Origin of the sequence: Sphingomonas sp. MMS12-HWE2-04, assembly GCF_044881185.1 — a bacterium.
GTDB lineage: Bacteria > Pseudomonadota > Alphaproteobacteria > Sphingomonadales > Sphingomonadaceae > Sphingomonas.
On record NZ_CP173254.1, the window covers coordinates 107,501 to 132,618 of the forward strand.

The window sequence follows — 25,118 nt, forward strand, 5'->3', positions numbered from 1 at the left end:
CCAAACCTAACCAAACTCCGAATACCTAGGAGTACTACTCGGGAGACAGACGGCGGGTGCTAAGGTCCGTCGTCAAAAGGGAAACAGCCCTGACCTACAGCTAAGGTCCCCAAGTCGTGTCTAAGTGGGAAAGCATGTGGGAATCCCAAAACAACCAGGAGGTTGGCTTAGAAGCAGCCATCCTTTAAAGAAAGCGTAACAGCTCACTGGTCTAAATAAGGGTTCCTGCGGCGAAGATGTAACGGGGCTCAAGACACGCACCGAAGCTTAGGGTGTGCTCGTTTACGAGTACGCGGTAGCGGAGCGTTCCGTAAGCCTGTGAAGCGATCTGGTAATGGGTCGTGGAGGTATCGGAAGTGCGAATGCAGACATGAGTAGCGATAAAGAGGGTGAGATGCCCTCTCGCCGAAAGACCAAGGGTTCCTGCGCAAGGCTAATCCGCGCAGGGTGAGCCGGCCCCTAAGACGAGCCCGAAGGGGGTAGTCGATGGGAACCACGTTAATATTCGTGGGCCTGGTGGTGTGTGACGGATGACGTGTGTTGTATGCTCTTATCGGATTGAGCATGCTTCGAAGTTGTCCCGGGAAATAGCCCCACCGTATAGACCGTACCCGAAACCGACACAGGTGGTCAGGTAGAGTATACCAAGGCGCTTGAGAGAAGTGTCCTGAAGGAACTCGGCAAATTGCCTCCGTACCTTCGGAAGAAGGAGGCCCTCACTGAGCGCAAGCTTTTTGAGGGGGCACAGGCCAGGGGGTAGCGACTGTTTAGCAAAAACACAGGGCTCTGCTAAGTCGGCTTCAAGACGACGTATAGGGCCTGACGCCTGCCCGGTGCCTGAAGGTTAAGTGGAGGGGTGCAAGCTCCGAAATGAAGCCCAGGTAAACGGCGGCCGTAACTATAACGGTCCTAAGGTAGCGAAATTCCTTGTCGGGTAAGTTCCGACCTGCACGAATGGCGTAACGACTTCCCCACTGTCTCCAGGACATGCTCAGCGAAATTGAATTCTCCGTGAAGATGCGGAGTACCCGCGGTTAGACGGAAAGACCCCGTGCACCTTTACTGCAGCTTCAGAGTGGCATTAGGAAAGAACTGTGTAGAATAGGTGGGAGGCTTTGAAGCATTGGCGCCAGCTGATGTGGAGCCACAATGTGAAATACCACCCTGTTGTTTTCTGATGTCTAACCACGCACCGTCATCCGGTGTTGGGACCCTCTGTGGCGGGTAGTTTGACTGGGGCGGTCGCCTCCTAAAGAGTAACGGAGGCGCGCGAAGGTTGGCTCAGGCCGGTTGGAAACCGGCTGTTAGAGTGCAATGGCATAAGCCAGCCTGACTGCGAGACTGACAAGTCGAGCAGAGACGAAAGTCGGTCATAGTGATCCGGTGGTCCCTCGTGGAAGGGCCATCGCTCAACGGATAAAAGGTACGCCGGGGATAACAGGCTGATAACCCCCAAGAGCTCATATCGACGGGGTTGTTTGGCACCTCGATGTCGGCTCATCACATCCTGGGGCTGGAGCAGGTCCCAAGGGTTTGGCTGTTCGCCAATTAAAGTGGTACGTGAGCTGGGTTCAGAACGTCGCGAGACAGTTTGGTCCCTATCTGCCGTGGGCGTCGAAATTTGAGAGGAGTTGACCCTAGTACGAGAGGACCGGGTTGAACATACCTCTGGTGTACCAGTCGTTCTGCCAAGAGCGCAGCTGGGTAGCTATGTATGGACGGGATAACCGCTGAAAGCATCTAAGCGGGAAGCCTCCCTCGAGATAAGATTTCTTAGGACGGTCGGAGACCACGACCTTGATAGACTGGATGTGGAAGTGCGGTAACGCATGGAGCTAACCAGTACTAATTGTCCTATTCGCGCTTGATGAGTCCCACCATCAATGACAGCCCTGGATATCCAGATCTGTCCGCTTGGTCGGATGATGAAACAAAGCCTGCACGGGCATCGATTTGAAAACCCTGAGAAGTTTCGCCACACCGGCTTCATTGCTTGGTGGCTATAGCGTCTGTGACCCACCCGATCCCATCCCGAACTCGGCCGTGAAACCAGACAGCGCCGATGGTACTATCGCCTAAGCGATGGAAGAGTAGGTCGTCGCCAGGCATTGCAGCCGGTGTGCGTGAAGCAACTCAGGAATTTCGGAAAAACCCATTCACTTTCTTGCTTGGCCTCAAGCGCCGGCAGCCGCATCCGCGGCTTTGGCTACCGCGCCACTCGGCGCGACGGCCGGTCGGCCTTGCGGAGCCCCCGGGCTCCGTCCAGCCAAGCATCGTCTGGTGGCGCGGGGTGGAGCAGTCCGGTAGCTCGTCAGGCTCATAACCTGAAGGTCACAGGTTCAAATCCTGTCCCCGCAACCAACACACAAACACAACCGCCTCGGGATACCCCGCGGCGGTTTTTTTGTGCCCGCCGCCCCGCGCAGTGGCGCGGTCCACCGGCTTCAGCATGATCGTTAGTGGTAGTAGCCAGTGCTTGCGACGCAGCGGGGAGGTCTGGCGTCAGCAGCCTCGACTAGAGCGCGCCGAGCGCGGCCTGCTCAACCACATCCAAGCGCACGCTGGGCGATCTCCTTTTCTGCGGCGTTCGCCAGTTCCTCGTCCACGATCCGCAGATCCGGCATGGCCACCGCAACCCATTCGCTTTCATCGCGCAGGCGATAGCGACGCTCCGGCTTGTCCGAGTCCGGGTCCTTGCGCCATTCGCGCCGTCCCCAGATGATCTGGCCTCGGTAAAGGGGGTTGTTGAGGATGCCGACCAACTTTTTCGGATCGCCGCGGATCGTCGAAGCGTGCCATTCGCCGCCGCGGGGGCCGGGCACGCGCTCTTCGTTCAGGGTAGTCGAAATTGCGATAGACGATTTTCCTGCCGCGAAGGCGCGGTAGACCCGGCGCACGACCGCAGCCTGCTCTTCGTCGATCTCGAAGATCCCGCGTAAGATCTCACCGCGCTCGTCGAGCTTGTTCACGCGCCGATACGCAGAGGCCTTACTCCTTGCGGGTCTGCCGGCAGGATCGCGGCCTTCATGCCGCGGAAGGTCTTGTCCGGCCAGTGCCTTTCGGCGAAAGCAGACGCTACACTTTTGCTCTGACGCCAATGAACCGATGATCCGGTGCAGGGCTGCGAACGTTGCTCAACCCAGTTCACGGTGCTCCTGCCTCACGGACGGGTGCCAACACACTAGAAGCCTCCTCTGGAAAATCCTCTTACGCAATCCCGTATCCTCAATCCCGATATCGCAACGCTTCTAACAAGAGCGCAAAAGCGGGTGATGGCTGCCGGCGGCTAGGGTAATAGAGGTAGTAGCCGTCGAATGGCTCGCACCAATCCGCCAGCACGCGGACCAGTGATCCCTCCGCGAAATGGCGGGCGACATGGTCCTCCAGCATAAACCCGATGCCATGCCCCGCAAGCGCTGCGGAAACGATCAGATCGGCATCGTTGAACACGAGCTGCCCTTCGGCCTTGACCCGCAATTCCTTGCCGCCCTGCTCGAACTCCCACGCATACAGGGCGCCGGAGGTCGCCATCCGCAAGCTGATGCAACTATGTCCTGCGAGGTCGTACGGCGTCTCGGGCCTCCCGCGCTGCGCGAGATAGGACGGAGACGCGAAGGCCGCCATCCGTAGCTTCGGACTGACCGGCATGGCGATCATGTCCAGCTCCAGGCGCTCGCCGAGCCGGACGCCGGCGTCGAACCGATCGGCGACGATGTCGACCAGGCCGTTCTCGATGTTCACCTCGACTTGGATGTCCGGGTTCTCAGCCGTCAGCCGATCGATCACCGGCCACAGCACCGCGCGCGCCGCATGCCCGCTAGAGGTGATGCGGACGGTTCCGGCCGGCCGTTCGCGCAATTCGGTGAGCGAGGCGAGCTTGTCGTCGATCTCGTCGAGCGCGGGGCGAAGCGTCTCCAGTAGGCGTTCCCCTGCCTCGGTCGGTGCGACGCTGCGCGTGGTGCGGGTGAGGAGCCGCAGCCCGAGCTTCGCCTCGAGACGTCGCACGGTGTGGCTGAGCGCGGACTGGGAGATGCCGAGCTTCGCCGCGGCGCGGGTGAAGCTGCGCTCCTCCGCCACCGCCAGGAACAGGGCGAGATTTCCGAGCTCCTCACGCCGCATTTCGCCTCAACCTCTCGGTTTCATGACATCAGGTCATAGACCCAAGCGATTTGCCCTGTCTAATCGAATGACCCGCGCGCGCGTAGATTGTGCCTGTCGAGATGCCCTCGTCCACGAGGCGCTCTCAGAAGAACAGGATTATCGACGATGCAGACGCGCGTATTGGGCCGCAGCGGCCTGGAAGTATCGGCACTCGGGCTCGGGTGCATGGGGCTGAGCTTCGGCTACGGCCCCGCCACCGACCGCAAGGACGCCGTCGCGCTGATCCGGGCCGCCCATGCGCGCGGCGTCACCTTCTTCGACACCGCCGAGGCCTATGGTCCCGGCATCAACGAGGAGGTGGTCGGCGAGGCGCTGGCGCCGGTGCGCGACGAGGTGGTGATCGCGACCAAGTTCGGCTTTCGAAACGGGGTGCCGACGGACGGGCTCGACAGCCGACCCGAGCGCATCCGCCAGGTCGCCGACGAAGCGCTGATGCGGCTGCGGACCGATCGGATCGACCTGTTCTACCAGCACCGCGTCGATCCGAACGTGCCGATCGAGGACGTGGCGGGCACCGTCAAGGACCTGATCCAGGCCGGCAAGGTCAAGCATTTCGGCCTGTCCGAGGCCGGCACCGACTCGATCCGCCGCGCGCATGCCGTGCAACCGGTCACGGCGCTGCAGAGCGAATATTCGATGTGGTGGCGCGAACCTGAAGGGGAAATCCTGCCGCTGCTCGAGGAACTTGGCATCGGCTTCGTGCCCTTCAGTCCGCTCGGCAAGGGCTTCCTGACCGGCAAGATCGCGGCGGACACCAGCTTCGGCGACCAGGACTTCCGCCGCACCGTGCCGCGCTTCGCGCCCGAGGCGCTGGAGGCTAACCAGGTGGTGGCCGATGTCGTCCGCGCCACGGCCGGGGCCAAGGGCGTGACGCCCGCGCAGGTCGCGCTTGGCTGGCTGCTGGCGCAGCGCCCGTGGATCGTGCCGATCCCGGGCACCACCAAGCTGCATCGGCTGGAGGAGAACCTCGGCGGGGCCGAGGTGATCCTGACGCCCGAGGACCTGGCGCACCTCGAAGCCGCGCTCAGCGCCGTCGAGGTGCAGGGCGACCGGTACGCCGCTGCCCACCAGACCTTCATCAATCGCTGATCCCCGAGGGCATTCCATGACCACCGTTCCCACCGTCACCCTGAACAACGGCGTCGAAATGCCGATCCTCGGATTCGGCGTATTCCAGGTGCCTGACCCCGCAGAATGCACGCGCAGCGTCCGCGACGCGATCGATGTCGGCTACCGCCTGCTCGATACCGCGGCGTCCTATGGCAATGAAGAATCCGTCGGCACCGCGATCCGCAGCCACGGGATCGACCGCGCCGAGCTGTTCGTCACCACCAAGCTCTGGGTGCAGGATGCCAGCTACGAAGGCGCAAAGGCCGCGTTCGAGCGCTCGATCAACAAGCTGCAGCTCGACTATCTCGACCTCTACCTGATCCACCAGCCTTACGGCGATGTCTACGGCGCGTGGCGGGCGATGGAAGAACTGCACCGCGCCGGGCGGATCCGCGCAATCGGCGTGAGCAACTTCTACCCCGATCGCCTCATCGACTTCGTGCTCCACAACGAGACCAAGCCGGCGGTAAACCAGATCGAGATCCACCCCTTCCACAGCCAGGCCGACGCGGTGAAGACCCTTGAGGAGTATGGCGTCCAGCCCGAGGCCTGGGGGCCGTTCGCCGAAGGCAAGAACGGCCTGTTCACCAACGAGCCGCTGCAGAAGATCGCCGACAAGCACGGCAAGAGCATCGCCCAGGTCGTGCTGCGCTGGCTGACGGAGCGCAGCATCGTCGCGATCCCCAAGTCGGTGCGCAAGGCGCGGATGGCGGAGAATTTCGCGATCTTCGATTTCGACCTCGATGCAGGCGACATCGAGACGATCGCCGGTCTCGACCAGAACGCCAGCAGCTTCTTCGATCATCGCGATCCGGCGATGGTGAAGTGGCTCGGCGAACGGAAGCTCTGATCATCCTTTTCGGGCCGATGTTCCGGCATCGGTCCCATTTCTACGGGAGAAGTTGCGATGCATCGTCGATCACCCACTACTCTGGACCTGCGCGCCCTGCTTGGCGCGGTTGCCCTGTCGGTGCTGCCCATGCAGCCGGCGCTCGCCCAGCAACCGCCGGCGCCCCCCACGGACACGATCAAGACCGCCGCCAGCCATAGCCCGACGGAGCAGCAGGTCATCGACCTGTCGAAGACCAAGTGGGACTGGATGGCCGACAAGAAGGTCGACTCGCTTGCTACGCTCTTCGACGACCGGGCCATGTTCACCCATATGGGCGGCACCTGGGGCAAGGTGCAGGAGCTCGCCACGATCAAGAGCGGCGGCATCTGGTACAAGAAGGCATCGATCCACGCAGTCGACGTGCGGGTGTTCGGCGATACCGCGATCGTCCTGGAGGACATGGACCTCGAAGCCGTGGTTGGCGCTCGAACTGTCACCAACGCCTTCATGGTGACAGAGGTCTATACGAAGCAGGCCGGGACCTGGCGCCTGGCGCAGCTCACCTTCTCGCACCTCCTCCGCCCGGTGAAGGCCGGTGTTGGCAGCAACTAGCGCCATTGGACTCTGCGTTCGACCGATCAACGCCAGGGCGAGAATAGCATGGGAGAAGAAGCGATGAAGGTCACTGGATTTGCGGCCGCCGCGCTGTCGATGGCCGGGCCTGCGGAAGCGCAGGATCGTTCCTCGGTCGCCCCCAGGAACATGCAGGCGATCGCCCCGGCTTTGGCGGGCTATACCGATCGCGTCCTGTTCGGCGACGTGTGGCTGCGCCCCGAACTCGCGCCGCGCGACCGCAGCATCGTCACCCTTTCGGTGCTGATCGCGACGGGCAAGACCGCGCAGATGGCGGGCCATCTTGCCCGCGGCCTCGATAACGGCATCAAACCTGCCGAAGTGGCGGGCATCGTCACGCAGCTCGCATTCTACACCGGATGGCCGAACGCCGTGTCGGCGCTGAACGAGGTCGAGAAGGTCTTCGCCGAGCGCCACGTCGATCCGGCGTCCCTCGCCGACATGACCCCGGCGACGGGACCGCTCCCCGCTTCCGATCCTGCGCGCGCCGCGACCGTCGAAAAATCGCTCGGGCCGACCGCGCCCAAGCTCGCGCAGCTCACCAACAACGTTTTGTTTGGCGACCTCTGGCGACGCACCGACCTGTCGCCGCGCGACCGCAGCCTCGTCACCATCGCCGCGCTTGCCGCCGGCGGTGATGGCGACCAGCTCGGCTTCCACATCCAGCGCGGCGTCGAGAATGGCCTTGCCCGGGACCAGATCATCGAGGCGCTGACCCATCTCGCCTTCTACGCAGGCTGGCCGAAGGCGAACACCGCCATCGGCATCGCGGCCAAGGCGTTCACCAGCAAGGAGACCGCAGCCATGTCCGACATCCAGATCGTTCCTGCCGGCCAGGCGCCCACACCCGGCTCCGCCGACTATTTCACCGGAAGCGTCTCGGTCGCATCGCCCTTCAAGGGCAGCGGCGAGGCGCGCCTTGGCGGCGCGACAGTGACCTTCCAACCGGGCGCACGCACCAACTGGCATAGCCACCCACTCGGGCAGCTGCTGATCGTCACGCACGGCGCCGGATGGGTTCAGGCCCAGGGCAAGCCCGCACAGGCGATGAAGCCCGGCGACACGGTATGGATCGCGCCGGGCCTCAAGCATTGGCACGGCGCCGCGCACGATAGCACGATGACCCATGTCGCGGTCGCCGAAGCACTGGATGGTCAGACGGTCACCTGGCTCGAGCCGGTCTCCGACAACGACTATCAGCGGGCCCGCTGACGACGGCCGCATCCCGATACCCCGTGGACACTGACCGGAGAGGCCGCCCGATGGACGACATGCATATTACCCGAAGGAGCGTGCTGGTCGGCGGCGTCGCGACCGCCGCGGTGGCGACGACCAGCGAGGTCGGTGCCCAGCGGGTCACGTCCACGCCGGCACCGACCATGCCGGTGTCGCTCACCGTGAACGGCGCGCGCCGCACCCTGACGCTCGATACCCGCACAACGTTGCTTGACGCGCTGCGCGAGCATCTGCAGCTCACCGGCACCAAGAAAGGCTGCGATCACGGCCAGTGCGGCGCGTGCACCGTCCTCGTCAACGGCGCGCGGATCAATGCCTGCCTCAGCCTCGCCGTGCAGCACCAGGGCGACACGGTGACCACGATCGAAGGGCTCGGCACGCCCGACAAGCTCCACCCGATGCAGGCCGCCTTCGTCCAGCACGACGGCTACCAATGCGGCTATTGCACGCCCGGACAGATCTGTTCTGCCGTCGCCGTGCTCGATGAGATCCGGCGGGGCGTACCAAGCCACGTCCAGGTGGACCTGACGCAGCACCCGCAGCCGAACAATCTGGAGATGCGCGAGCGGATGAGCGGCAACATCTGCCGCTGCGGTGCGTATTCCAATATCGCGGAGGCCATGGCCGACGTCGCGGGAGCAACGGCATGAAGCCCTTCACCTACGAGCGCGCGAGAACCCCGGCCGAGGCCGCCGCTGCGGTGGCCAGCCGGCCCGGCGCCCGGTTCCTCGCCGGGGGCACCAACCTGCTCGACCTGATGAAGCTGGAGATCGAGACGCCGCAGCATCTGGTCGATGTCCAGGACCTCAAGCTGGACGGGATCGCGCCGACCAAGGAAGGCGGCCTGCGCATCGGCGCCCTAGTTACCAACACCGCACTTGCCGCCGACCTGCGCGTGCGCCGCGACTATGCCGTGCTGACCCGCGCGATCGTCGCCGGTGCCTCCGGCCAGCTGCGCAACAAGGCGACGACGGCAGGCAACCTGCTCCAGCGCACCCGCTGCCCCTATTTCTATGACACCAATCTGCCCTGCAACAAGCGCAAGCCCGGCTCGGGCTGCGCCGCGATCGGCGGGGTTAGCCGGCAGCTGGCGGTGATCGGGTCGAGCGACCAGTGCATCGCGACCTATCCCGGCGACATGGCGGTGGCGCTACGCGTGCTCGATGCCACGGTAGAGACGGTCCGCCCCGATGGCACCGCCCGCACCATCCCGATCGCCGACTTCCATCGTCTGCCGGGCGACACGCCGCACATCGACAACGCCTTGCAGCACGGCGAGCTGATCACGGCCGTCACCCTGCCGCGACCGCTCGGCGGCAGGCACAGCTATCACAAGGTCCGCGACCGCGCGTCCTATGCCTTCGCCCTCGTCTCGGTGGCTGCGGTGCTCCAAAAGGACGGCACCGGTCGCGTTGCCTTCGGCGGCGTGGCGGCCAAACCGTGGCGGATCGAGGCTGCGGAAGCGGAGATGCCGCGCGGGGCGGCGGCGGTGACCGAAAGGGCCTTTGCCGGCGCCCGGCCGACGCACGACAACGGCTTCAAGCTGCCGCTCGCCACGCGGGCGCTCGCGGCAACGATCGCGGAGGGGACGTCAGCATGAAGTTCGACACGCCGGCAGGCACCAACCCGATCGACCAGCAGAAGGTGATCGGCAAGCCGCATCCCCGGATCGAGGGGCCGTTAAAGACCACCGGCACCGCGGTCTATTCCTACGAGAATCACGCGGCGGCGCCCGATGCTGCCTATGGCTATGTCGTCGGATCGGCGATCGCCAAGGGCCGCATCGCGGGCATGGACCTGCGCGCAGCCAAGGCGGCTCCCGGCGTCCTCGCGATCGTGACGGCGGACAATGCCGGGCCGATCAAGCGCCAGGGCTTCTATGTCGCCAAGCCGCTCGCAGGGCCACAAATTGAGCATTACCACCAGGCGGTGGCGCTTGTCGTCGCCGAGACGTTCGAACAGGCGCGCGCCGCCGCCGCGCTGGTCCGGGTCGACTATGCCCGCGAGGATGGTGCCTTCGACCTCGCCGCCGCGCGCGCGGGCGCCAAGCCGCACCAGCGCCAGCCCGACGTCCGCATCGGCGATTTCGACAAGGCGTTCGCTGCCGCGCCGGTGAAGGTCGACGAGACCTACACGACGCCCGACCAGAGCCACATGATGATGGAGCCCCACGCCACCATCGCGCGGTGGGACGGCGATCATCTTACCATCTGGTCCGCGCAGCAGATCGTTGGCTGGGCGCGGCGCGACCTTTCGAACAAGCTCGGCATCCCGCAGGACCGGGTGCGTGTGGTGGCGACCTTCCTCGGCGGCGGCTTCGGCGGCAAGGGTAGCGTCTGCTCGGATGCGATCCTGGCGGCGCTCGGCGCGCGGGCGGCAGGCCGTCCCGTCAAGGTGACGTTGCCGCGCACGCTGATGCCCAACAACACCACGCACCGCCCCGCGACGATCCAGCGCGTGCGTTTGGCGGCGGATCGCGACGGCAGGCTGCTCGCCGTCGGGCACGAGACGCTGTCGGGCAACCTCCCCGGCGGCGGGCCCGAGATCGCCGCGGCGCAGACGCAATTGCTCTATGCCGGTGCGGCGCGGCTCAACCTCACCCGGCTGGCGGTGCTCGACCTGCCCGAAGGCAACGCGATGCGCGCGCCGGGCGAAGCGTCTGGGATGATGGCGCTCGAAGTTGCGATGGACGAGCTGGCCGAAAAGCTCGGCATGGACCCGGTCGAACTGCGCATCCTCAACGACACCCAGACCGTGCCCGACGACCCCGGCCGCGGTGCCGGAACCGACCCGCAAGCGGCAAGCGGCAGCCAGGGACCGGGCAAGCCTGCCGGTCGCCCGTTCTCGATCCGCCAGCTCGTGCCCTGCCTCCGCAGGGGCGCCGAGCGCTTCGGATGGCACGAACGCAGCCCCAAACCGGGCAGCCGTCGCGAAGGTCGCTGGCTGATCGGCATGGGCATGGCGAGCGCCATTCGCGGCGCGCCGATTATCCCTGCCGGCGCGCGCGTGACGCTCGACGGCAAGGGCATCGTCACGGTCGAAAGCAACATGACCGACATGGGCACCGGCAGCTACACCATCATCGGCCAGACCGTTGCCGAGATGATGGGCCTGCCGCTGGATCGCGTCGTGGTGAAGCTGGCGGATTCCGACTTCCCCGAAGCCTTTGGCGGCGGCGGCCAGGGCGGCGCAGCCTCGGCGACGGCGGGCGCCTATGCTGCCTGCGTCAAGCTGCGCGAGGCGGCGGCGGCGAAGCTGGGGTTCAACTCGGCTGACGCGACCTTTGCCGACGGGCAAATCCATGCCGGCAATCGCCGCGTCGCGCTGGCCGAGGCGGCCAAGGACGGCCCGCTCACCGCCGAGGACAAGATGGAATATGGCGACCTGTCGCGCCGCTTCGCGCAGCAGACCTTCGGCGCCCATTTCTGCGAAGTGTCCGTCGACGCCTATACTGGCGAGGTCCGGGTCCGACGGATGCTCGCGGTCTGCGCAGCCGGGCGCATCCTCAATCCCGTCACGGCACGCAGCCAGGTGATCGGCGGCATGGTGATGGGCACCGGCGCGGCGCTGATGGAGGAACTTGCCGTCGACAAGCGCTTCGGCTTCTTCGTGAATCACGATCTTGCTGGATACGAGGTGCCGGTCCATGCCGATATCCCGCACCAGGAGGTGATCTTCCTCGACGAGCTGGACCCCACGATGTCCCCGCTGAAGGCCAAAGGGGTCGGCGAACTGGGCATTTCAGGTGTCGCGCCGGCAATCGCCAATGCGGTCTATAACGCCACCGGTGTTCGGGTGCGGGAATATCCGATTACCCTCGACAAATATTTGGACCGACTGCCGATCGTTTGACCCGGGCCGTCGTCAAGCCAGAGCGACCAGCGCTGCCAATGGCCGCTTCCGGCGTGAGCGGTCGTTCGCGCCAGCGGATCGGTACGGCGTAAGTTGGTCGCAAGGTCAGCTGAACAGCTTACTGTTCGAGTGGACAGTACAGTTTGGACTGACAGGGAACCGAACATAGTATCCGGCGCTACTCAACCCCGGTAGTTGCGGACTCTGTCGGGCGGGCGAAGTGTGCGACAAGGAAATCGACGAACAATCGGATCTTGAGGAATCGCTCTCGCCCAGTCGGGAAAACAGCATGCAGTTCCGGCGTTCGCCCCACCCATCCATCAAGCACTGTAACGATGCGACCGTCCTTGGCGAGACGTGTAACCAGCGCATCCGTCGCCAGCATGAGCCCTTGACCAGCTATCAGCGCCTCCAGCAGCGCGGACGGATCATCGGCAATCATCACGGGCGCGATTGGATAGTCTCGGAACCCACCACCGTCACTCAGGCCCCAAGCATAACCGTCCTTGCGCTGCGCCAGTCGGTTGGCGAGGGTCGCGTGATCCATCAGGCCTGCCGGAGCGACGGGGCTTCCGTGCCGGTCGAGATAGGCAGGCGCCGCATAGATCCGGTTCGGGAAGCGCGTAAGCCGCCGTGCCATCAGCGCGCTGTCGCGCAATGGCCCCATCCTCAGCGCGATATCGACGTCGTCCGCCACCAGATCGGCTGAGCGGTGATCGAGCATCAGGTCGAAGCGTATCTGTGGATAGCGTTCGGCAAATGCGGCAAGCAGCGGTGCCATCACCCCGGTCGCCAGGGAATGTGGCAGGCTGATCCTGATCCAGCCCGCCGCGTCCCCCTTCAGATCCCTCACCGCCTGCTCGGCTTCGATCCTTGTCGGCGGCGCACACATCTCCTTTCCGGGACTCGGCCACGTCGTTCGGGAAACGAAAGGCTATCCTGGGTGCCGCAGCCGTGGTCGTCGCAGCCTTGAACGAGGGGGACGCGGAAGTGCGAACGAGACCCTTGGATCACTAAATCCTACGCCATCGAGGTCCGGTGAAAGTTCGATCGATAGCGAGCATTGGCCGGCATCCGCCGCAAGCTCTTGGGCCAGAGCGGCCCTCCGACATCGCAGTGGCGACCGGCTCCTGTTATCGTAGGCCGCCACCGCATCGCGATTAAAGCGCTGCTTTCCCAATCGAAGCGCCGCCATCCACGAACAGCGTTTGGCCGGTCACGTGGCCGGCGACACCTTCACGATCGCCGACATCGCGCATTTCGGTTGGCTGTGGCGTCGAGAGTTCGCCGGCATCGACTTCGAGGACAGCCCGCACGTCGCCCGGCGGCGGGAGGATTTTGGTGGCGCTACCACCGCACGCCTCGACGCATGCGTTCGACAGGAGCCAGCTCGGGCTTCCGCCGCGACCGCACTCACGGTTCAGACCTGCCGCATGCCCCCGTCGACGCACAGTTCGACACCGGCAATGAAGCTGGCCTCGTCGCTCAGCAGGAAAAGCGCGGCTGACGCGACCTCGGCCGGACGCGCCATACGCCCCAGCGGAATCGGCGCGATCAGGGCCGCCCGTATCGCCTCTGGCACGCGCGCCATCATATCTGTGTCGGTCGGCCCCGGCGCGACGACGTTGACGCGGATGCCACGCGGCGCCAGCTCCGCGGTCCAGGTGCGCGCATAGGAGCGCAAGGCGGCCTTGGTCGCGGCATAGGTGCCATAGGAGGCGACGCCGGCGGAGCCCGCAATCGAGCCGACGAGCACCACCGAGCCGCCGTCTCCCATCGCCCGCAACGCAGCCTGCAAACCGAACACCGCTCCGCGCACGTTTACGTCGAAAAGACGGTCGAAATGTTCGGGTGTTTCGTCGGCCAGGGCTGCGGGTTCGCCGATCCCCGCGTTGAGCACCAGTGCATCGATGCGGCCGTGCGCGGCCTGCACCTCTGCTGCCACGCGCACCATGTCCTCCGGCAGGCTCGCGTCCGCGACCAGCCCGCGTACGCCATTGCCGATTGTCTGCGCAGCCTGCTCGACCTCGCCGGCGTTGCGTCCCGTCAGGAACACCAGCGCTCCCTCGGCCGCGAGCCGATCCGCGATCGCAAAGCCGATACCCTTTGCGCCGCCCACGACCAGCGCCACCTTGTTTGTCATCCGAGCCATCAGGAGAGTCCTTCATCAATGAGGACCAACCAGATATACGATGTATATCTGATAACAAGAACGCACTTTGGATAGCCTAGATATGGCAGACGATACCGAGCTCGAAACCCTCTCGCGGAAAGCGCAGTCCGACATGGCGAGGGTGCGCCCCGTGCTGGACAAGATCGCCGACAAATGGACGATCATGATCCTAACGGTGCTGTGCCCGAAGCCCTCGCGCTTCAACGAGATCAAGCGGCGGCTCGACGGCATCACGCACAAGTCGCTTGCCGACGCGCTCAAACGCCTGGAACGCAACGGGCTGGTCACGCGCACCGTGCTGCCGACCGCGCCGATCGGCGTGCAATATGCGATTTCGCCGCTGGGCCATTCGCTCCGCCAGCCTTTCGAGGCGCTTTGCAACTGGGCACTGGAAAATGGCGATGCCTTCGATGATGCGGGCTCTGCTTATGATCAGGCCAAGGCTGTCGGATAGACAGTTCCAAGCAGTTCCGGGGAATGCCTGATCGTCCGATACCGAACGCAGTGCCGCCGCCCTGCTCATACCAGGGCGACGGACCGCTTCGGCGCTTGCAATCCTTCATGAGCCGGCTCTTGCCTCGTCGGCCAAGAGCAAGTGCGAGGAAGGCGATCGAGCCGGCGGGAAACCGCCGAGGCGGTTCCTCTCATGGTTTGTCGCCATTCTTGTGCGGATCGGCAAAGGCGGCATCGCTCGCCGGCGCGCGGTTCGTATAGGGTATCGGCACCCAGGCGAACCCCGATCCGACGTGCTGCATATGCCCGATCCCGGGGAAGGACAGATGCGGGATCGCGATCAGCGTCCGCTCGGCGGCAAAGCGCGCAAAGGCTTTTCGACGAACCGCGGCCGCTGTGGCGTTGTCGACGTCGTAGGCAATCGTCACGCCAGTGTCCGGCGCCTGGACCGCCGCCACATGGATGATGTCGCCTACGAACGTCAGGCTCTGATCCCGGCTCGTCAGCGTGTAGAAGGCGCTGCCCGGCGTATGGCCTGGATGCAGCGTGGCAACGACGCCCGGCACGACCTCGGTCGTGGCGGAGAAGGTCCTGATCTTTCCTGCATCGACTTCGGGCTGCAGCGCGGTCGCGGCCTGATCGAACGGACCTTGGACGACGATCAACGCGCCGGTATCGGTGCCCAATCCGATTGTCAGCGGCTGCCAAGGGTTTTCGCCTGGAATCCAATGGACCAATGGCGTAACCGCCATCGTCCAGTTGCAGATGCGCCTGAATAGCTCGGGCAATTGCGATGTTTATTTCGGAACTGGACCATCCTGACCCGGCCATCTGATCCTGAGGGCAGCCTATGCTGCCCGCAGGACAACCAGTCAGTCACTGAATGGAGGCGGAATGAGCGGAAGGCGTCTGGTAGTGCTGGCGGTCACAATCCCGCTTGCTTCCAACGTTCTGGCGGTGGGTGCGTCCCGGCGAGCCGGGATCGGACCAGAGCGCCGTAGCTTGAGCGATCGCGTGGCAACGTCACCTATTCCGGCCTCGTCAATGGAGAGGGACCCGCGGTGCTCGGCCGCACGCTCGGCTACGGCGGCACGGAGCAGGGTAGGGTCAGTGCCGGCGGCTATGGTCTGACGGCCTCGGGCCTGGCCTCCGGCAATTACGAGATTCGCTACATTGCGGGCAATCTCCGGCGCGTCGGACGGGATCGGGTTCAATCCGATGCAGACGGTTCGAAACTGCGGCAGGCAAATCTTGGTGCCTGTTAGCCGGGTCTCAGGCGCCGCACTGTCGAGCGCGGGGAAGGCCCCCCGGCGCTCGACATGCAATCCTCAGGCGAAAATCGCCTCCAGATCGGCGGGGGCGACACCTTCCTTGACGTTGCGCAGCTCGACATAGATGCAAGACTGCACCGTCACCATCGCCATGCTGCCCAGCGCGCTGATCGCGGAGCTGACCAGCGCAGTCACCACGATCGATCCGGTTGCAGCGACGCCTGCCGTTAGCAGCCCCGCGGGTATGCTGAGCAGCCACAGACCGATGACGACCAGCAGCATCGTGAGGAAGATGCGCCAGCGCGCGCCCTTGGTGAGCTCCAGGCTGCGTCCGAACGCTTCGAACACGCCAACCTTTTCTTGGACATAGACCGGGACGACTACCGACCAGCACAGCCAGAGGATGATGCCCGGGACGATCAGCAGGACCGTTGCCAGGGCGACGCCCAGCCCCAGTAGAAACCCGATGCCGATCATCGGCAGGATCATCGAGAGTCCAACTGCGAACGACGGACCGAATGCGGGCTTCTCTCCCGACAGATGCTGCACCGTGGCGCGGGTGAGCGCCGCCTGGAGCACCGCACCTGCGACCATGGCGACAAGCCAGCCGACCAGGATCGAGAGCAGGTTCGCCCCGCTGAACACTGCGCTGAAATCCGGGTTGGCGCGATCGATCCCAATGCCTGCCTGCCATAGGTTCAGCACGAAGGTTGGGCCTCCGGACAGGATCAGCGCGAGCCCGGCGAACAGCGCCAGATTGCTGGTGACCGTCTCGAACGATCGCGAAATGACGCTGGCGATCTCGTATCGCCCTTCTCCGAATTCGGCCATGATGTCCCCCTTTTTCGGCAGTCCTGCCGCCGGAGCAGAAAATGACTCGAAACCGGGCGGCAAGTCCAGCCTGAACGGCTTTTCACGGCTGGGAGGATAGGTTAGCGTTCGGGCGTGGGGCTAATCACGGCAATGGCGGCGGGGGCCGCGACGGAGTCTGTCGCGGCGGCGCATGCGACACTGCGCGCGCGCACCGATATCCAGTTCGAGCTGCCCGTCGCCAAGCCGCCTGAGATACCCCCCTGGATGCGCTGGCTCGGCAAGGCGCTCCAGCCGATCGGACCCTATATGGGCTGGATCTTTTGGATCGTCGTCGCGCTCGGCGCCGCGGCGGTTCTCTGGCTGATCGTCCGGACGGTTCTGCGCAGGCGGGGCCAGGGCGATACCGCGGCGGCGCCTCCAGGCGACATCGAGACGTGGCGCCCCGAAGAGCGCGTGGCACGCGCGCTGCTCGCCGAAGCCGATGCGATGGCGGCCCAGGGGCGTTACGAGGAAGCCGCCCGGCTCCTGCTCCACCGCAGCCTCGAGGATATCGCGCGCAATCGCCCGCGGCTGTTGCGCCCGGCGCTCACCAGCCGCGAGATCGGCGGCATGGCCGGCCTGCCCGAACGTCTGCGGACGGCCTTCGTCGCGCTCGCCGCGCCGGTCGAGCGGAGCCTGTTCGGCGGCCGCAGCCTCGCGCGCGGCGATTGGGAAGAAGCCCGCGCCGCTTATGGCGCCTTTGCCTTGCCGGGCTCGTGGAAATGAAGGGGGGCGCGCACCAGGCCTTTGCCGTCCGCACGATGCTGGCTCTCGTCGTGCTGGCGGCGGTCGGCTTTGCCGCGTTCCTGCTGCTGTTCGCCTATGCGGACGATCTGCGCCCGGCGCAGAATGGCGGCACGCATGCGCTGTCGACCTCGGCGGTCGGCTTCGTCGGGCTCGCCGATCTGGTCAAGCACACCCGCGGCAGCGCGCAGATGGTGCGCAGCGACGCGGATCTCGAGGACGACGCATTGCTGGTGCTCACCCCGCCGCCGGGCACCGATCCCGAGGCGCTCAAGCGCATTCTCGAGCGCCGCAAGGGGCTGTCGACGCTGGTGATCCTGCCCAAATGGGCGACCGCGCCGCTCGTCGGCAAGCCCAATTGGGTCCGGGTGGTGGGCGAGATTCCCCCGGGAATGGCGGCGGCGGCGCTGTTCGAGACCGTCAAGCTCACCGTCGCATCGGCGCCGGGCGCGCCCTTCCGCACGGCCTCGGGCCCCGACCTCGAAACCGTGTACGCCGGAGCAGACGATGCGGCGCTCGCCGTGGAAATGAAGTCGCGCCCGCTCATGATCGTCGCCGATCCGGACCTGTTCGACAATCACGGCCTGGCCACGCGGGCGGGCGCAGAGCGCGCGATGGAGATCCTCGACCAGCTCGCCCCCGAGGGCGCTATTGCGTTCGACCTCACGCTGCATGGCTTCGGCCGCAATCCCAATCTGCTCAAGCTCGCCTTCGAGGCGCCGTTCCTGCCGCTGACCTTGTGCATCGTGATCGCCGCGCTGCTCGCCGGCTGGCATGCGATGCTCCGCTTCGGACCGGCGGCGCTGCCCCAGCGCGGCGTGGCGTTCGGCAAGCGCGCGCTGGCCGATAACGGCGCGGCGTTGCTGCGGCTGGCGCGGCGGCGGCATCGGACCGGCGAGCGTTATGCCGCGCTGGTGCGCGAGGCGGTCGCGGTCAGCACCGGCGCGCCTTCCGGGCTCAGCGGCGATGCGCTCGACCATTATCTCGATCGGCTCGACCCCGCGAGCGAACCCTTTTCGAGCATGGCTGCGCGCGCCGCCGATGCTCCCGACACGCGCCGACTGCTCGATGCCGCGCGCGCGCTTTATCAGTGGAAGAGGACCGTGACGCGTGAACATCGATGAAGTGAAGGCGCTCGGCCAGGCGATCCGCAGCGAAGTGGCCAAGGGGGTGGTCGGGCTGGACGATGCGGTGGAGCTGATGCTCGTCGCCTTGTTCGCCTCGGGGCATATCCTTCTCGAAGGCCCGCCGGGCACTGCCAAGACCTTCCTGGCGCAATGCTTCGCGCGCGCCGTCGGGCTCGACTATGGCCGCATCCAGTTCACTCCCGATCTGCTGCCGGGCGACATTCTCGGCTCGAACCTGTTCAACTTCCAGACCTCGGCGTTCACCCTGACCCAGGGGCCGATCTTTACCGAGCTCCTGCTCGCCGACGAGATCAACCGCACGCCGCCCAAGACCCAGGCCGCGCTGCTGGAAGCCATGCAGGAGCGCACCGTCACCATCGACGGCGTCGATCACAAGCTGAGCGACCGCTTCATGGTGGTCGCTACCCAGAATCCGATCGAGAATCAGGGGGTCTATCCGCTTCCCGAGGCGCAGCTCGATCGCTTCCTGTTCAAATATGTCGTCGGCTATCCCTCCGACGAGGAGGAGCGTCGGCTGGTGGCGGCGATGGGCAATCGCTTCGGCACGCCGCATCCCGAGGACTGGGGCGTCTCGCAGGTCGCCGACGCCGCCACGATCCGTGCCGCCGCCGACGCGGTTTCGGTCAACCGATTGGCCGACGAAGTCGTCGACTATGTCGTCCGGCTGGTTCGCGCCACGCGCAACACCGGCGATCTCGCGCTTGGCGCCTCGCCCCGCGCCGCCGCGACGCTGGCGGCCGCCGCTCGTGCCTATGCCGCGCTCGACGGTCGCGATTTCGTGCTGCCCGATGATGTGAAACGGCTCGCCCCGGCGGCGCTGCGCCACCGCGTGCTGCTTTCCCCCGCCGCGGAAATCGACGGGCGCTCGGTGGACACGGTGGTCGCGGGGCTGGTCGAGCAGGTGGAAGCGCCGCGTTGATACGCCCGACGCGGCGAAGCGTGGTGGCGCTGGCGGCGGGCGCGCCGCTCGCCCTGCTGCTGGGTGTGGCCATGCCGCAGCTTTGGACCCTCGGGCTGCTATGGCTGCCGCTCACACTGACGTTGATCGGGCTTGACGCGTTGCTCGCGGCGCCTGTCGCCGTGGTTCGCGTGCGCAGCCCGGGTGCCGTCGCGATCGGCGCGCCGCTGGTCGTGGATATCGAGGTGGAGCGCGCAGGCGGTGCCGCGGCAGCGATCGAGTTGGCGATCGGCACGGGGCCGCGGCTCGAGCCGCGCGGCGATGATCGCGTCCATATCCGCGCCGATGAACATGAGGCCCGGATCGCCTTTACGGCGGTGCGTCGCGGGTCCGACGGTCTCCAGCAATTATGGACGCGCTGGACCGGGCCACTGGGGCTGGTCTGGCACCAGCGTTTCGAGCCGATCGACCGCCGCATCGTCATCACGCCGGATATCCGCCCCGTGCGCGAGGCGGCGGTATTGCTGCTGCGCGATGCCCAGGTCGGCGAGATGATGCGCGTCGATCGCGGCGAGGGCAGCGAATTCGATGCGCTTGCCGAATGGCGTTCGGGGATGGAGCGCCGCGCGATCGACTGGAACCACAGCGCGCGCCATCTGAAACTGCTCGCGCGCGAAAACCGGATCGAGCGCAACAATCAGGTGGTCTTCGCGATCGATGCCGGGCGGGCGATGTGTGAGCCCGTGGCGGGACTGCCGCGGATCGACCGCGCTGTCACTGCCGCGCTGCTTGCAGCCTATTCGGCGCTCAAGCTGGGCGATCGCGTCGGGTTGTTCGGTTTCGATTCGAAGCCGCGTGTCGCCTCCGGCACGGTTTCGGGAACGCGCGCCTTTCCGCTGATCCAGCGGCTCGCCGGCGAATTGGACTATAGCTCGGCAGAGACGAATTTTACCCTCGCGCTTGCCACGCTGGCGGGCAATCTCACGCGGCGCGCGCTCGTCGTGGTGTTCACAGAATTCACCGATCAGGCCGGCGCCGAGCTGATGATCCGTGCCGCCGCGAACCTGATGAAGCGGCATCTGGTGCTGTTCGTCGTGCTCGAGGATGCCGAACTCGAGGCGATCGCCGCGACCGAACCGCACGCAATCGACGACGTCTCGCGCGCGGTGGCCGCGGCGGCGATGTTGCGGGAGCGGCGGATCGTCGTGTCGCGCTTGCGGCATCTGGGTATCCATGTCCTCGAAGCCGCGCATGACCGCGTCGGCCCTGCGCTCGTGCGGCAATATCTCGACTTCAAGCGAAGGAACCTGCTGTGAACGCGCCAGACCTGAGCAGCGGCCGGTTCCGGGCGTCCCGCGAACGGGATTGGGACCGGCTCGAAGCGCTGATCGGCCGGATCGAGCGCGGCCGCGCGCCTTCGCTTAGCGACGAAGACCTTTTCGAGCTGCCGGTGCTGTATCGCGCGACGCTGTCGTCACTCTCCGTGGCGCGCGAAACCTCGCTCGACGCCGATCTGGTCGCGTACCTCGAATTGCTGGCCACCCGGGCCTATTTCATCCTCTATGGGGTGCAGCCGCCGCTATGGCATCGTATCCGCGGCTTCTTCGCGCATGCCTGGCCCGAAGCGATCCGCGCGATCGGGCGCGAGACTGCAGTGGCGGTGCTGCTGATGTTCGTCGGCACGCTTGCAGCCTATCTGCTGGTGATGCGCGATCCGGCCTGGTTTTATGCCATCGTCCCGGCGGATCTGGCGGGCGGGCGCGGGCCGCAGGCTTCGGCCGAGGAACTGCGCGGCGTGCTCTACCATTCGGACGGAGCGCTCGCGGTGTTCGCGACGATGCTGTTTACCCACAATACTCAGATTTCGCTGATGTGCTTCGCCTTGGGCTTTGCCTTCGGCGTGCCGACGGTGCTGCTGCTTCTCTACAATGGATGCATCCTCGGCGCGTTTTTGGCCATCCACGTCTCGAAGGGGTTGGGCTTCCAGGTGGCGGCCTGGCTGTCCATCCACGGCACGACGGAATTGTTCGCCATCTCGCTTGCTGGAGCAGCGGGCCTCCATATCGGCATGGCGGTGGCATTCCCCGGCCGGGAATCGCGCGGCGAGGCCGCGGTCACCGCAGGGCGCACCGCCGCGATCGCGATGCTCGGTGTAGTGGTGATGCTGGGGGTCGCCGGGCTGTTGGAAGGGGTTGGCCGCCAGGTCGTGCAGGACGATGTCGTGCGTGCTGTGATTGGCGGCACGGCCCTGCTCGGATGGCTGCTCTATTTCTATCTGATGCCGCTTGGCGAAAACACCGATGGCTGAGCGCCGCGCTGCCGCACCAAACAGCGATTTGCGGGCTTTCGTCACGCCCGAGGGTGTCGATCTCGGTCTTCGCCTCGGCGGGGTCGGAGAGCGCGCGGCCGCCTTCATCCTCGATCTGATCATCATCGCCGGGGTGCTGCTCGCGCTGACCATTGCGATGCTTTTCCTGTTCATCGGAGCGATCAGCGGCGGCGGAGCGGCCGCCGGCCAGGCGGTTGCGGCCATCTGGCTTCTCGGCTTCTTCGTGCTGCGCAATTTCTATTTCACTGCGCTCGAGCTCGGCACGCGATCGGCCACGATCGGCAAGCGGGTGATGAAACTGCGCGTCGTGGCGCGCGATGGGCGGCGGCTTTCGGGCTATGCGGTCGTCGCGCGCAATGCGATGCGCGAGCTCGAATTCTTCCTGCCGATGTCGTTTCTCGCGTATGAAAGCAGTCAGGGCCTGGCCGGCTTCGGGCTGTCCGCCGCCGGGTTGCTGTGGAGCGGCGGCTTCCTGCTGTTCCCGCTGTTGAACCGAGATCACTTGCGGGTCGGCGATCTGATCGCGGGAACCTGGGTGGTGCGGCTGCCGCGGCGGAGCCTTGGCGCCAGCGTCGTCGGCGATGCTGCGCTCGATCGCTACCAGTTTACCGATCAGCAGCTTGCCGCTTATGGCGAATTCGAGCTGCAGAAGCTCGAGGAGGTGCTGCGACGGCAGGACGAACTGGCGATGATCGTCGTCGCACGCACGATCCGCACCCGGATCGGCTGGCGCGGTGGCGAGGGGGACGAACTCGCGTTCCTGCGCGCGTATTATGCCGCGCTGTGCACGCGGCTCGAGCGGGGTATGCTGTTCGGCAAACGGCGGCTGGACAAGCATCAGGCGGGCTAGCGGCCGTCTGGCCCGCGGCGCGCCTGGTCTGCGGCGGAATCCGGCCGCTTGCGGTCGCGGCGGCAGCCGCATCTGGTAACAGTCCGCGGCCCGACTATGGAATCAACGCAAGTGGCTTGCCAGGAAATCGCCGCGGACGCGCCCCCGGGCCGACGTGCTGCCGCCGCCGACAAACGCTGCGTAGATTTGCTCGACAACGCCTGGATGATATTCCTCGAGAATCGGCGCGCTGCGTGCTCGCGATCTTAGAAGCCCCGCTGAAGCTTCCGACCTGCGCGATCCCTAGGCCTGGTGCCGCCAGTTGGCCGATTGTCTCGCGATTGTTGGCCTCGATGCTTCCTTTGACCGACAGCGCGAAATCGCGGCCATCGCGCCGGAGCGGCCACATCGGCTCGGCCCGGCGGAAGCTGAAGTTCAGGGAATTGCGTCAGTGCTCGGGAGTCCGTGGAATCCCATACACGGCAAGACCGTCCAGCGCCGGCGCAGTGGGGGGCTCGGATCGAAATCAGGATCCGGCTAGCACTACTTCGGTCACGGCGCGCTTCCCGCCGACGCGCGCGAGCTGGACATAAACGTCGACCGTGTTGCGGACATAGTGACGCACGTCCTCGCGCCCGAGTTGCGTGCCAGCCTGAAGTACGAGCAAGACGATCTGCTCGATCGCGCGTTCGGCAGAATTGGCGTGGACCGAGGTCATCGAGCCGGGGTGCCCGGTGTTGATCGCGCGCAGAAACGCGTAGGCTTCCTCGCCGCGCAATTCCCCCAGGATGATGCGATCGGGCCGCATGCGCAGCGAGGCGGCGAGAAGATCGGTTGCGTTCACCTGCGCTTCGCCCAGAGCGCCGCGCACCGCGAGCAGGCCCACCAGATTGCCATGGTGTTGGTGAAGTTCGGGAGTATCCTCGATCAGGATCAGTCGTTCCTCGACCGGAATCTCGCGGATGAGCGCATTGAGGAACGTGGTCTTGCCGGTCGAGGTGCCACCGGAGACCAGGATGTTCTTCCGCGCGCGCACCGCTAAGGCAAGCATTCCCGCGATATCGCCGGCGTCGCGCAGGCGCGCGAGTTCGGGCTCGACACCGGTGCCAATGCGTGACTTGTGACGCGTCTCGGCGAAGGCGCCCGCAGCGACATAGTCCGAGAGCCGCAGATCGGATGACACATGCTTGCGGATCGCCAACGCCATTGAGCCGCGTGTGGCCGGCGGCGCGACGATCTGGACGCGCGCGCCGTCCGGAAGCGCTGCGGAGAGCAACGGATGCTGGCGGCTGATGCCCTGGTGGGAAATTGCGGCGATCTGCCGGGCGAGGCGATCGAGCGTCGCCGCGTCGAGTCCGGGCGCCTCGTGCCGTTCGACCCGCCCTCCCAATGTCTCGGCCCATATCTCGCCAGGCCGATTGACATAGATGTCGGTGACGTCAGGCCGGGAGAGAACCCCGGCCAATGGGGCCAGATACGCGCGAAGATAAATGCCTTCGTCGTTCGCCGCGCCGGCGCCGCTCATCGTGCTTCGACGCTGGTGAAATCAAGGTCCCTTGCGACGAAGATTGAGATACTTGCCGCGGCCTTGACCTTCAGGGTCGGGCGAATCTGGGTCGGCGGCGGGCGAAAGCTCTGCGTGCCAGGCAGCACCAATACCGAGGAATCGACCGATCGCGACGCGAGATTGACGCCGACATCCAGCGCCGATTGCAGGATCGCGCCGGCGAAGCGCTCGAAGAAATGGCTGTTCACACTTGCACGGATACCGCCGCGTCCCACCGTGTCGGCCGCGGGCGATCCGATCGCGACCGTGGCCCCATCGGGGCGGATCAGGCGGATCCAGTTGACCAGCATGCGGTTTTGCCCGCTCTCCGTCTGGGCGCCATATTCGCCGATCAGCCGACTGCCGCGCGGGATCAGGATTTTCGTGCCGTCAAACCCGCGGATGTCGTGTGAGACGATTGCGCGGGCCAGCCCGGCCCGGGTCGAATCCAGCGCTGTCTCAAGCACCGCGGGGATCAGTGTGCCTTGCGACACGGTGGTGGCGCGATTGGCGAGTACACCTGCGCTTGCACGGGCCCCGGCGACGCCGCCGGGCTGCCCCGGCGCGCCACCTCCCGGCAATTGCGTGGGAGGCCCGCCTGTCTGTGTGACGGAAGCACCTTGTGTCGTCGTGTCGATCACGAGCGTCGCTTCGGCGCCTACGCGCGCGGGCGGTAACAACTGCGGCGCCTGCTGCATGGGGATTGGCTGCGGAACGTAAACGGGTGGCGCGGGCGGCGGGCCCGGTCGCAGAGCTGGCGCGGGTACCGGCGGCCGCGCGACGATCGGGGCTTGCATGGTAACCGGCGTTGCCGGTGCAGGCGGAACATAGAGCGGCGGCAACGCCGTCGTCGCGACGCCGTCGCCCGCGCTCGGGCGCACCGCCGGCGCGGTAAGTGCCTGGCGCCGGGACTCGAGCGTCGCGAAGAGGATGAGGCCCAGTGCGGCGGCCATGAGTGCGATGACCCAGCCGGGCACCCCGGCTCTGGGGCGCCCAACCACCGGCAGTACGCTCGGCTCCGGCGCCGAGCGCGGATCGTCCTGTGCTATAG

General features: G+C 65.7%; 23 protein-coding genes, 1 tRNA gene and 2 rRNA genes (1 of these 26 cut by a window edge). 18 read left to right on the forward strand and 8 right to left on the reverse strand.

The genetic code is table 11. From position 1 onward, the window contains the following. From AB2M62_RS00500 to AB2M62_RS00510, 3 genes are all read left to right on the forward strand, one after another. A 23S ribosomal RNA gene (locus AB2M62_RS00500) occupies window positions 1-1,869 on the forward strand (it extends 926 nt beyond the left edge of the window). A gap of 123 nt (window positions 1,870-1,992) precedes the next feature. Continuing rightward, a 5S ribosomal RNA gene (gene rrf / locus AB2M62_RS00505) occupies window positions 1,993-2,107 on the forward strand. Window positions 2,108-2,284: 177 nt separating this feature from the next. After that, window positions 2,285-2,361, forward strand: a tRNA-Met gene (locus AB2M62_RS00510). Window positions 2,362-2,540: 179 nt separating this feature from the next. Here AB2M62_RS00510 and AB2M62_RS00515 read toward each other — a convergent pair. Next, window positions 2,541-2,969 (reverse strand): recombinase family protein, encoded by a 429-nt coding sequence (locus tag AB2M62_RS00515; protein ID WP_404336877.1) that lies wholly within the window; start codon window positions 2,967-2,969, stop codon window positions 2,541-2,543. A gap of 256 nt (window positions 2,970-3,225) precedes the next feature. After that, window positions 3,226-4,119, reverse strand: a complete 894-nt coding sequence (locus AB2M62_RS00520; protein ID WP_404336879.1) for a LysR family transcriptional regulator — start codon at window positions 4,117-4,119, stop codon at window positions 3,226-3,228. 147 nt (window positions 4,120-4,266) lie between these two features. Here AB2M62_RS00520 and AB2M62_RS00525 point away from each other — a divergent pair, with 147 nt between their 5' ends. The 7 genes from AB2M62_RS00525 to paoC all read left to right on the forward strand — a co-directional run bounded on the left by AB2M62_RS00525 (window position 4,267) and on the right by paoC (window position 11,824). After that, entirely contained in the window at window positions 4,267-5,250 is a 984-nt protein-coding gene (locus tag AB2M62_RS00525) for an aldo/keto reductase (RefSeq protein ID WP_404336881.1), read from the forward strand. Between the two features lie 16 nt (window positions 5,251-5,266). Beyond that, window positions 5,267-6,121, forward strand: a complete 855-nt coding sequence (locus AB2M62_RS00530; RefSeq protein ID WP_404336883.1) for an aldo/keto reductase — start codon at window positions 5,267-5,269, stop codon at window positions 6,119-6,121. A gap of 57 nt (window positions 6,122-6,178) precedes the next feature. Then, window positions 6,179-6,715, forward strand: a complete 537-nt coding sequence (locus AB2M62_RS00535) for a nuclear transport factor 2 family protein (protein ID WP_404336885.1) — start codon at window positions 6,179-6,181, stop codon at window positions 6,713-6,715. A 63-nt stretch (window positions 6,716-6,778) separates the two neighbouring features. Then, window positions 6,779-7,948 carry a carboxymuconolactone decarboxylase family protein gene (locus AB2M62_RS00540; RefSeq protein WP_404336886.1) on the forward strand — a complete coding sequence of 390 codons (1,170 nt, stop codon included), beginning with the start codon at window positions 6,779-6,781 and terminating at the stop codon, window positions 7,946-7,948. 50 nt (window positions 7,949-7,998) lie between these two features. Next, complete coding sequence (gene paoA / locus AB2M62_RS00545) at window positions 7,999-8,622, forward strand: aldehyde dehydrogenase iron-sulfur subunit PaoA (RefSeq protein ID WP_404336888.1); 624 nt, start codon at window positions 7,999-8,001, stop codon at window positions 8,620-8,622. Beyond that, entirely contained in the window at window positions 8,619-9,572 is a 954-nt protein-coding gene (locus AB2M62_RS00550) for an FAD binding domain-containing protein (protein WP_404336890.1), read from the forward strand. The genes paoA and AB2M62_RS00550 overlap by 4 nt, the downstream gene beginning before the upstream one ends. Continuing rightward, the gene (paoC, locus tag AB2M62_RS00555) at window positions 9,569-11,824 is read left to right on the forward strand and encodes an aldehyde oxidoreductase molybdenum-binding subunit PaoC (RefSeq protein WP_404336892.1); all 2,256 of its coding nucleotides are present in this window, start codon (window positions 9,569-9,571) and stop codon (window positions 11,822-11,824) included. The genes AB2M62_RS00550 and paoC overlap by 4 nt, the downstream gene beginning before the upstream one ends. Before the next feature lie 178 nt (window positions 11,825-12,002). Here the strand turns inward: paoC and AB2M62_RS00560 are convergent, their stop codons facing one another. Next, window positions 12,003-12,716: a substrate binding domain-containing protein gene (locus tag AB2M62_RS00560; protein ID WP_404336894.1), complete on the reverse strand. Its 714-nt coding sequence runs from the start codon at window positions 12,714-12,716 to the stop codon at window positions 12,003-12,005. 528 nt (window positions 12,717-13,244) lie between these two features. Then, on the reverse strand, window positions 13,245-13,976 hold the full coding sequence (locus AB2M62_RS00565; RefSeq protein WP_404336895.1) for an SDR family NAD(P)-dependent oxidoreductase: 732 nt from the start codon (window positions 13,974-13,976) through the stop codon (window positions 13,245-13,247). 82 nt (window positions 13,977-14,058) lie between these two features. Here AB2M62_RS00565 and AB2M62_RS00570 point away from each other — a divergent pair, with 82 nt between their 5' ends. Then, window positions 14,059-14,451, forward strand: coding sequence for a winged helix-turn-helix transcriptional regulator (locus AB2M62_RS00570; RefSeq protein WP_404336897.1), 393 nt, complete (start codon window positions 14,059-14,061; stop codon window positions 14,449-14,451). Between the two features lie 190 nt (window positions 14,452-14,641). Here AB2M62_RS00570 and AB2M62_RS00575 read toward each other — a convergent pair whose 3' ends face one another. Next, the gene (locus tag AB2M62_RS00575) at window positions 14,642-15,238 is read right to left on the reverse strand and encodes a hypothetical protein (protein ID WP_404336899.1); all 597 of its coding nucleotides are present in this window, start codon (window positions 15,236-15,238) and stop codon (window positions 14,642-14,644) included. Between the two features lie 273 nt (window positions 15,239-15,511). On the opposite strand from AB2M62_RS00575, the gene AB2M62_RS00580 reads away from it, so the two are divergent. After that, window positions 15,512-15,715, forward strand: coding sequence for a hypothetical protein (locus AB2M62_RS00580; RefSeq protein WP_404336901.1), 204 nt, complete (start codon window positions 15,512-15,514; stop codon window positions 15,713-15,715). A 63-nt stretch (window positions 15,716-15,778) separates the two neighbouring features. Here AB2M62_RS00580 and AB2M62_RS00585 read toward each other — a convergent pair whose 3' ends face one another. Beyond that, the gene (locus tag AB2M62_RS00585) at window positions 15,779-16,552 is read right to left on the reverse strand and encodes a hypothetical protein (protein WP_404336903.1); all 774 of its coding nucleotides are present in this window, start codon (window positions 16,550-16,552) and stop codon (window positions 15,779-15,781) included. Between the two features lie 114 nt (window positions 16,553-16,666). Here AB2M62_RS00585 and AB2M62_RS00590 point away from each other — a divergent pair, with 114 nt between their 5' ends. From AB2M62_RS00590 to AB2M62_RS00615, 6 genes are read left to right on the forward strand one after another with little or no spacing between them, the layout of a single operon-like run. Next, window positions 16,667-17,299 (forward strand): hypothetical protein, encoded by a 633-nt coding sequence (locus AB2M62_RS00590; protein ID WP_404336904.1) that lies wholly within the window; start codon window positions 16,667-16,669, stop codon window positions 17,297-17,299. Beyond that, complete coding sequence (locus AB2M62_RS00595; protein WP_404336906.1) at window positions 17,296-18,441, forward strand: hypothetical protein; 1,146 nt, start codon at window positions 17,296-17,298, stop codon at window positions 18,439-18,441. The genes AB2M62_RS00590 and AB2M62_RS00595 overlap by 4 nt, the downstream gene beginning before the upstream one ends. Continuing rightward, window positions 18,428-19,384: an AAA family ATPase gene (locus tag AB2M62_RS00600; RefSeq protein WP_404336907.1), complete on the forward strand. Its 957-nt coding sequence runs from the start codon at window positions 18,428-18,430 to the stop codon at window positions 19,382-19,384. The genes AB2M62_RS00595 and AB2M62_RS00600 overlap by 14 nt, the downstream gene beginning before the upstream one ends. Next, entirely contained in the window at window positions 19,381-20,679 is a 1,299-nt protein-coding gene (locus AB2M62_RS00605) for a DUF58 domain-containing protein (protein WP_404336909.1), read from the forward strand. Before AB2M62_RS00600 ends, AB2M62_RS00605 begins: the two co-directional genes overlap by 4 nt. After that, complete coding sequence (locus AB2M62_RS00610; RefSeq protein ID WP_404336911.1) at window positions 20,676-21,671, forward strand: stage II sporulation protein M; 996 nt, start codon at window positions 20,676-20,678, stop codon at window positions 21,669-21,671. The genes AB2M62_RS00605 and AB2M62_RS00610 overlap by 4 nt, the downstream gene beginning before the upstream one ends. Further along, on the forward strand, window positions 21,664-22,542 hold the full coding sequence (locus tag AB2M62_RS00615; RefSeq protein WP_404336913.1) for an RDD family protein: 879 nt from the start codon (window positions 21,664-21,666) through the stop codon (window positions 22,540-22,542). The genes AB2M62_RS00610 and AB2M62_RS00615 overlap by 8 nt, the downstream gene beginning before the upstream one ends. 505 nt (window positions 22,543-23,047) lie before the next feature. Here AB2M62_RS00615 and virB11 read toward each other — a convergent pair. Continuing rightward, a complete protein-coding gene (virB11, locus tag AB2M62_RS00620) occupies window positions 23,048-24,046 on the reverse strand; it encodes a P-type DNA transfer ATPase VirB11 (protein WP_404336915.1) in 999 nt (332 codons plus the stop codon). Continuing rightward, window positions 24,043-25,044: a TrbI/VirB10 family protein gene (locus AB2M62_RS00625; RefSeq protein WP_404336917.1), complete on the reverse strand. Its 1,002-nt coding sequence runs from the start codon at window positions 25,042-25,044 to the stop codon at window positions 24,043-24,045. Before AB2M62_RS00625 ends, virB11 begins: the two co-directional genes overlap by 4 nt. Window positions 25,045-25,118 lie beyond the last annotated feature (74 nt).

What these genes read in the sequence shown, in the direction of transcription:
- AB2M62_RS00520 (WP_404336879.1), bottom strand. Translation starts at nt 4,119, where the DNA reads ATGCGGCGTGAGGAGCTCGGAAATCTCGCCCTGTTCCTGGCGGTGGCG.
- AB2M62_RS00525 (WP_404336881.1), top strand. Translation starts at nt 4,267, where the DNA reads ATGCAGACGCGCGTATTGGGCCGCAGCGGCCTGGAAGTATCGGCACTC.
- AB2M62_RS00530 (WP_404336883.1), top strand. Translation starts at nt 5,267, where the DNA reads ATGACCACCGTTCCCACCGTCACCCTGAACAACGGCGTCGAAATGCCG.
- AB2M62_RS00535 (WP_404336885.1), top strand. Translation starts at nt 6,179, where the DNA reads ATGCATCGTCGATCACCCACTACTCTGGACCTGCGCGCCCTGCTTGGC.
- AB2M62_RS00540 (WP_404336886.1), top strand. Translation starts at nt 6,779, where the DNA reads ATGAAGGTCACTGGATTTGCGGCCGCCGCGCTGTCGATGGCCGGGCCT.
- paoA (WP_404336888.1), top strand. Translation starts at nt 7,999, where the DNA reads ATGGACGACATGCATATTACCCGAAGGAGCGTGCTGGTCGGCGGCGTC.
- AB2M62_RS00550 (WP_404336890.1), top strand. Translation starts at nt 8,619, where the DNA reads ATGAAGCCCTTCACCTACGAGCGCGCGAGAACCCCGGCCGAGGCCGCC.
- paoC (WP_404336892.1), top strand. Translation starts at nt 9,569, where the DNA reads ATGAAGTTCGACACGCCGGCAGGCACCAACCCGATCGACCAGCAGAAG.
- AB2M62_RS00560 (WP_404336894.1), bottom strand. Translation starts at nt 12,716, where the DNA reads ATGTGTGCGCCGCCGACAAGGATCGAAGCCGAGCAGGCGGTGAGGGAT.
- AB2M62_RS00565 (WP_404336895.1), bottom strand. Translation starts at nt 13,976, where the DNA reads ATGGCTCGGATGACAAACAAGGTGGCGCTGGTCGTGGGCGGCGCAAAG.
- AB2M62_RS00570 (WP_404336897.1), top strand. Translation starts at nt 14,059, where the DNA reads ATGGCAGACGATACCGAGCTCGAAACCCTCTCGCGGAAAGCGCAGTCC.
- AB2M62_RS00585 (WP_404336903.1), bottom strand. Translation starts at nt 16,552, where the DNA reads ATGGCCGAATTCGGAGAAGGGCGATACGAGATCGCCAGCGTCATTTCG.
- AB2M62_RS00595 (WP_404336906.1), top strand. Translation starts at nt 17,296, where the DNA reads ATGAAGGGGGGCGCGCACCAGGCCTTTGCCGTCCGCACGATGCTGGCT.
- AB2M62_RS00615 (WP_404336913.1), top strand. Translation starts at nt 21,664, where the DNA reads ATGGCTGAGCGCCGCGCTGCCGCACCAAACAGCGATTTGCGGGCTTTC.
- virB11 (WP_404336915.1), bottom strand. Translation starts at nt 24,046, where the DNA reads ATGAGCGGCGCCGGCGCGGCGAACGACGAAGGCATTTATCTTCGCGCG.